Below are 6,511 nucleotides of genomic sequence, written 5' to 3' on the forward strand. Positions count from 1 at the left end.
TTAGAGAAAAAATAATCTCCTTGTACACTCTCAAGGTTACTTATTAAATATGCAAACACAAGTATTCCATATAAAACCATAAACTTATTTATTTGATGTTTAATCATAATATTAATGTCACCTATTTATCTGTCTTTCGCAAATCGTACTTGCTCAGAAATAATATTATAAAAATTCAAATTACATATACTATTAATGATTGTCTATTTCACTGTATTTAAATTTTATCAGTCAAACATTTTCTTTAGCTTATCTTCCTTTTCCACCTTGTTCGTATCTGCCTCTACCATTATACGAACAAGCTCCTCAAACGAAGTCCTTGTTGGATTCCAACCTAATAATGTTTTCGCTTTTGTTGGATCACCTAGTAATTGCTCTACTTCGGCTGGACGGAAGAATTTAGGGTCTACTGCTACAAGTACTTTACCTGTTGCTTTATCAATACCTTTTTCTTCTACACCTTCTCCTACCCATTCAAGCTCAATACCTACATGTTTGAATGCTAATGTAGTAAACTCACGTACCGTATGCATTTCACCTGTTGCAATAACGAAATCTTCTGGCTTGTCATGTTGTAGAATTAACCACATGCATTCTACATAGTCTTTCGCATATCCCCAGTCACGAAGTGAGTCTAAGTTTCCTAAATATAATGTTTCTTGTTTTTCTTGTGCAATACGTGCTGCTGCAAGTGTAATTTTACGCGTTACGAATGTTTCACCACGACGTTCTGATTCGTGGTTAAATAAAATTCCGTTTACTGCGAACATGTTATAAGATTCACGGTAGTTCTTTGTAATCCAGAAACCGTAAATTTTTGCTACACCATATGGAGAACGTGGATAGAACGGCGTTGTTTCTTTTTGTGGTACTTCTTGTACTTTACCGTATAACTCAGATGTTGATGCTTGATAAATACGAGTCGTTTCAGTTAGACCTAAAATACGAACTGCTTCTAAAATACGTAATGTTCCTACACCATCTACATCTGCTGTATATTCAGGTACATCAAATGATACTTTCACGTGCGATTGTGCACCTAAATTATAAATTTCATCTGGACGAATTTCACTAATTAAGCGAATTACATTAGATGTATCTGTAATATCACCATAATGCAGGTGGAAATTTTCTTGATTATTTAAACCTTCAATTTCTTCATTTACCAAGCTCTCTATACGATCTAAATTATAAGAAGAACTACGACGAATAACACCGTGTACTTCATAACCCTTTTCTAATAAAAACTCTGCTAAGTAAGATCCATCTTGTCCTGTTACGCCTGTAATAAGTGCCTTTTTCATAATGTCCTCCAATTATCTATTGATTTTTCAAATTACTTTCTTACTAATTCTTTTTCCGCCTGTAAAAACCAATCATATGCCTTCTTTAATCCCTCATCTAAAGAAGTAGTTGCTTTCCAGCCTAAAGCATTAAGCTTAGTCACATCTACTAACTTACGAGGAGTACCATCTGGTTTAGAAGTGTCAAAACGAAGTTCACCAGTAAATCCTACTGTTGCTTTCACTTTTTCAGCAAGTTCTTTAATTGATAAATCTTCACCTACGCCGATGTTTACAATTTCATTACCTTCATAGTTATTCATTAAGTATACGCAAGCATCCGCTAAATCATCAGAGTATAAGAATTCACGTAATGGAGTACCTGTTCCCCAAACTTCTACAAACTCAGCATTATTTTCTTTCGCCTCATGAAATTTACGAATTAAAGCCGGTAAAACATGTGATGTATGTAAGTCAAAGTTATCGTTTTGACCATATAAGTTTGTCGGCATGGCTGAAATATACTTTGTACCATATTGGCGGTTATATGATTCACACATTTTAATACCCGCAATTTTTGCCAGTGCATACGGCTCGTTCGTTGGCTCTAATTCACCTGTTAATAAATATTCTTCTTTTAACGGTTGCGGAGCTAGTTTTGGATAAATACACGTGCTACCTAAAAACAGTAATTTCTCTACGCCAGAACGATATGCTGAATCAATTACATTCGTTTGAATCATTAAATTATCACGAATGAAGTCTGCTGGATACTGATTATTTGCTACAATCCCACCTACTTTAGCCGCCGCTAAAAATACATAATCGATTTTCTCTGTTTTGAAAAATTCTTCGACCTGTCTTGGATCACGTAAATCTAATTCTTTACTCGTTTTATACACTAAATTAGTATAACCTTGTTCTTCTAACTTACGTAAAATAGCTGAGCCAACTAACCCACGATGACCGGCCACATAAATTTTTGAATCTTTTTTCATGATTTTCTGAACTCCTTTTTAAAATGCATTATTTGATCCTAATAATACCTTTACTGTTTTTAATACAATTTTAAAATCATATAAAATATTTCTATTTCGTATGTATTCTAAATCTAATTCAACCATTTCTGCAAATCCAACACTATTTCTTTCTGTTACTTGCCATAACCCTGTACAGCCAGGAGTAACAAGCAATCTTTGTTTATCATAAGAAGTATATTCTTTTACCTCTCTCGGTAGTGGTGGACGTGGCCCAACCAAACTCATATCTCCTTTTAAAACATTTAATAATTGTGGCAATTCGTCAATACTTGTTTTACGAATGAATTTCCCGATTTTTGTAATGCGTGGGTCATCTTTCATTTTAAACATAGCACCTGATACTTCATTATGATGTAATAAATCTTTCAGCCTTTCTTCCGCATCTGTTACCATTGAACGAAATTTATACATTCCGAATTCTTTTTCAACTTCCCCAACACGAGTCTGTTTAAAAAAGACAGGACCTTTCGGATCTTCTAACTTAATAAGTATGGCCACAATAATAAAAATAGGAAAAAGAAAAATAAGACCACATAATGCACCAAATATATCCATTAATCGCTTCATAAATAAATATGCCCACTTTTGATTTACCTCTTCAGCAGCAAGTAATCCTTTTTCCTTTACAGTTCCACTGGATACTTTCGTTAAGGCCAATGCCCTTCCACCTCACTTTATACGTATATATTTTCTTTTTTAACAAGTTCGTTCATATATTGGATCAATTCATCTTTCAATTCTTCATGCTGTAACGCCATCTCAATCGTAGTCTTAATAAAACCAAACTTCTCACCAACATCATAACGAATACCTTCAAAATCATAAGCAAATACACGTTGAATTTCATTTAATCGTTGGATTGCGTCTGTTAACTGAATTTCTCCACCAGCGCCTGTCTGTTGGTTTTCAAGGAACATAAAGATTTCTGGCGTTAATACATAACGTCCCATAATTGCCAAATTAGAAGGCGCTGTTCCGTGAGCTGGCTTTTCAACAAATTGACGCACTTGATAACGACGATCATTTTGTTCAACTGGATCGATAATGCCGTAACGGTGTGTTTCATTTTCTGGCACTGTTTGTACACCAATAACGGATGATTGTGTTCCTTCATATTGATCCATCAATTGACGTAAACATGGTGTTTCAGCTTGTACAATATCATCACCAAGCAGTACTGCAAATGGTTCATTTCCAATAAATTTACGTGCACACCATACCGCATGTCCTAAACCCTTCGGCTCTTTTTGTCTTATATAATGAATGTTGATTTTGGAAGAAGCTTGTACTTTTTCAAGTACTTCATGTTTTCCTTTTTCTAAAAGGTTTTGTTCTAATTCAAAGGAATGATCAAAATGATCCTCAATCGCGCGCTTTCCTTTTCCAGTGACAATAATAATATCTTCAATCCCTGATTCCATCGCTTCTTCTACTATGTATTGAATTGTCGGTTTATCAACAATAGGTAACATTTCTTTCGGCATCGCTTTCGTCGCTGGTAAAAATCTTGTCCCAAGACCAGCTGCTGGGATAATCGCTTTTCTTACTTTTTTCAATTATAGTCCCCCTACATCCGTTTATTTTTATGTAACAATAACAAAAACCCTACCTATATAGTCATTCTTATAACTCCATAGGTAGAGTTTCTACACAAATAAAATTATGGGCATCCAACCCATCCTCACGTCATACTCCCGACGACAAGCGTCTAAGGTAGGTGCGAAATAAAAATTTCTACCCACAGCACGACCGAGTGCCTCCGTTGATAACGGTTAGGAGACATCACCAATTATTTATTTAAAAAATACCGAACAATTTTTTACGACGAATTAGTTCTGGATCTTCTTTATAAATTGTTTTTCCGCTAATTAATAAATACGGATTTTCTTTTAAATCACTCATCACGTTCATTCCGAATTCTTTTTCGATTAATTCATAGCTTTCTGCTAAATGAAATCCTCTTGATGTTGTGTTATGTGCATCTGATGCGATCATATGCGTTAAGTTATGTTCAACGAGTTGTAGTGAGAATTTTTTTATTTTTTTACCGAACTTTCCTAAGAGACTTCCTGCCGTTACTTGTGTTAATGCACCTTTATTTACAAGGTTATATAACTTATCCGGTCGCTCAATTAATTCGGCATTACGTTCCGGATGAACAATAATTGGAATCATCCCTTTTACGCGTAGTTCATATAATAGTTGTTCTGCATAGCGAGGTACATGATTAGATGGAAACTCAATTAATATGTATTTATCTGTTTCATTTAAAGTAACAATTTTACCAGCTTCATAGTCTTCTAATAAATCACCATATAACCTGACCTCTTGTCCTGGTAAAATCTTCAGTGGAATTTCGTTTTGTTGTAGTTCATCATTTAATTGTTTCACTTGATGAATAATAGAAGTACGTTCATTTACATATTTTCCATTTTGATGATGTGGTGTAGCGACAATTGTATGAATTCCCTCTTGAACAGCTTTTTGTGCCATCGCTAAACTATCCGTTACTGTTTGCGCACCATCATCGATGCCAGGTAAAATGTGACAATGTAAATCAATCATTCTTCTCATCCTCCCTCTCGTATAAAAATCTTTTTTCCCTTGAATATGAGGTATACCTCATATTCAAGGGAAAAAAGTGAGATATGTCCTTGCCATATCTCACTTTTTAATTAGTTTGCACCGTAGTAATAATATAAGCCTTGTTCACGTTCACGATCGTTCAGAACAACGCCTAACAATTTACCTTTTGCGGATTCTAATAATCCTTTTGCTTTTACCGCTGTTTCCTTTTCTGTCGATTCACTACGAACGACAAGGATGGATGCATCACATACATTTGCCATAATTTGCGCGTCTGTTACAGCTAAAATTGGCGGTAAATCAAAAATGACTAAGTCATACATACTATACGCTTGAGCAAGAAGTTCTTGCATCGATTTCGAACCTAATAATTCCGCTGGATTTGGCGGGATTGGGCCACATGCTAAAAAGTGTAAATTATCTACAGCTGTCGTTTGTACACATTTCTCTAAACGTTCACTATGTGTTAATACATTCGTTAATCCGGAAATATTATCTACTTGAAACATTTGATGCATCGCCGGTTTACGCATATCCGCGTCAATTAATAATACTTTCTTTCCTTGTTGAGCGAAAACAACTGCCATATTCGCTGTCGTTGTCGTTTTCCCCTCACTTGGGTTCGCAGATGTTACAATTAATGAGTGCAAGTTTGTATCAACAGATGCAAACTCAACGTTCGTTCGAATATTACGATATTGTTCTGAAATTGGTGATTTCGGTTGTTGATGAGCAATTAATTGACGACGTTGACGATGACTTTTTTTCTTTTTAAATAAACTATTAAGAGCCAATTGTTTGTCCCCTCACTTTTCTTGATGATGGAGCATGTGATTTCACGTTTGCTGTTTCTTCATCCATACGAGCTACAATACCTAACACTGGTAAGCCAAGTAAGCTTTCTACGTCTTCTTCTTTTTTCACTGTGTTATCTAAGTATTCTAGTAAGAATGCAAGACCAACTGCAGCCATTAAGCCAACAACGAAAGCAATTACTACGTTTAACATCGGACGTGGTTTAATTGGTGATTGGTTTTCCCCAACTTCCGCTTTCGATAATACCGTTACGTTATCGACATTCATAATTTTTGCGACTTCACCTTTAAATACATCAGCGGTTGCATTTGCAATATCACGAGCTACTTTTGGATCTTTATCCTCAGCTGTTACAGAAATGACCTGTGAATCTTTTTCATTCGCAACATTGATCTTTCCTGTTAAAGCCTGCGCTGTCATATTTAAATTTAATTTTTCATTTACTTGATCTAAGACTACTGGACTTTTAATAATGACCTTATATGTATTCGTTAATTGAATATTCGTTTGAATTTCACCAGCTTGAATCATTGCCCCTTCTTGCTTCTTCTGATTCACAAGAATTTGCGTTGAAGATTGGTAGATTGGTGTCATGAAGAAAAAGCTAATGATAGCACTTACAATAGCTGCACCAAAGGCGATTACGAGGATCATTGCTAAACGTTTTTTTAAAATATGAAATAACTCTTTTAAACTAATTGTTTCTTCCATAAGTTCCTCCAACTTTCTAAAATTTGCACATAAGAAAAATTATAACATATTATCTTACATTTTTTTATTTTAGTA

The 6,511-nt window shown here is 34.9% G+C and carries 7 protein-coding genes; all 7 read right to left on the minus strand.

What is annotated here, in order from left to right:
- Positions 1–227: 227 nt before the first annotated feature.
- The gene (gene gmd, locus KI356_RS02170) at positions 228–1,304 is read right to left on the minus strand and encodes a GDP-mannose 4,6-dehydratase (RefSeq protein WP_212934676.1); all 1,077 of its coding nucleotides are present in this window, start codon (positions 1,302–1,304) and stop codon (positions 228–230) included.
- A gap of 32 nt (positions 1,305–1,336) precedes the next feature.
- Positions 1,337–2,281 carry a GDP-L-fucose synthase gene (gene fcl, locus KI356_RS02175; protein ID WP_212934677.1) on the minus strand — a complete coding sequence of 315 codons (945 nt, stop codon included), beginning with the start codon at positions 2,279–2,281 and terminating at the stop codon, positions 1,337–1,339.
- Positions 2,282–2,299: 18 nt separating this feature from the next.
- Entirely contained in the window at positions 2,300–2,980 is a 681-nt protein-coding gene (locus tag KI356_RS02180) for a sugar transferase (protein WP_212934678.1), read from the minus strand.
- 17 nt (positions 2,981–2,997) lie between these two features.
- On the minus strand, positions 2,998–3,879 hold the full coding sequence (gene bpsC / locus KI356_RS02185) for a UTP--glucose-1-phosphate uridylyltransferase BpsC (RefSeq protein WP_212934679.1): 882 nt from the start codon (positions 3,877–3,879) through the stop codon (positions 2,998–3,000).
- A 241-nt stretch (positions 3,880–4,120) separates the two neighbouring features.
- A complete protein-coding gene (locus KI356_RS02190) occupies positions 4,121–4,888 on the minus strand; it encodes a tyrosine-protein phosphatase (RefSeq protein WP_212934680.1) in 768 nt (255 codons plus the stop codon).
- A 110-nt stretch (positions 4,889–4,998) separates the two neighbouring features.
- A complete protein-coding gene (locus KI356_RS02195; RefSeq protein ID WP_212934681.1) occupies positions 4,999–5,703 on the minus strand; it encodes a CpsD/CapB family tyrosine-protein kinase in 705 nt (234 codons plus the stop codon).
- Positions 5,693–6,436, minus strand: a complete 744-nt coding sequence (locus tag KI356_RS02200) for a YveK family protein (protein ID WP_212934682.1) — start codon at positions 6,434–6,436, stop codon at positions 5,693–5,695. Before KI356_RS02200 ends, KI356_RS02195 begins: the two co-directional genes overlap by 11 nt.
- Positions 6,437–6,511 lie beyond the last annotated feature (75 nt).

This window comes from Bacillus hominis, from assembly GCF_018332515.1.
Classification (GTDB): Bacteria; Bacillota; Bacilli; order Bacillales; family Bacillaceae_G; genus Bacillus_A; species Bacillus_A hominis.

Bases quoted from the DNA above. Each gene is read 5' to 3' on its own strand.
- gmd (WP_212934676.1), bottom strand. From the start codon at position 1,304: ATGAAAAAGGCACTTATTACAGGCGTAACAGGACAAGATGGATCTTAC.
- fcl (WP_212934677.1), bottom strand. From the start codon at position 2,281: ATGAAAAAAGATTCAAAAATTTATGTGGCCGGTCATCGTGGGTTAGTT.
- KI356_RS02190 (WP_212934680.1), bottom strand. From the start codon at position 4,888: ATGATTGATTTACATTGTCACATTTTACCTGGCATCGATGATGGTGCG.
- KI356_RS02200 (WP_212934682.1), bottom strand. From the start codon at position 6,436: ATGGAAGAAACAATTAGTTTAAAAGAGTTATTTCATATTTTAAAAAAA.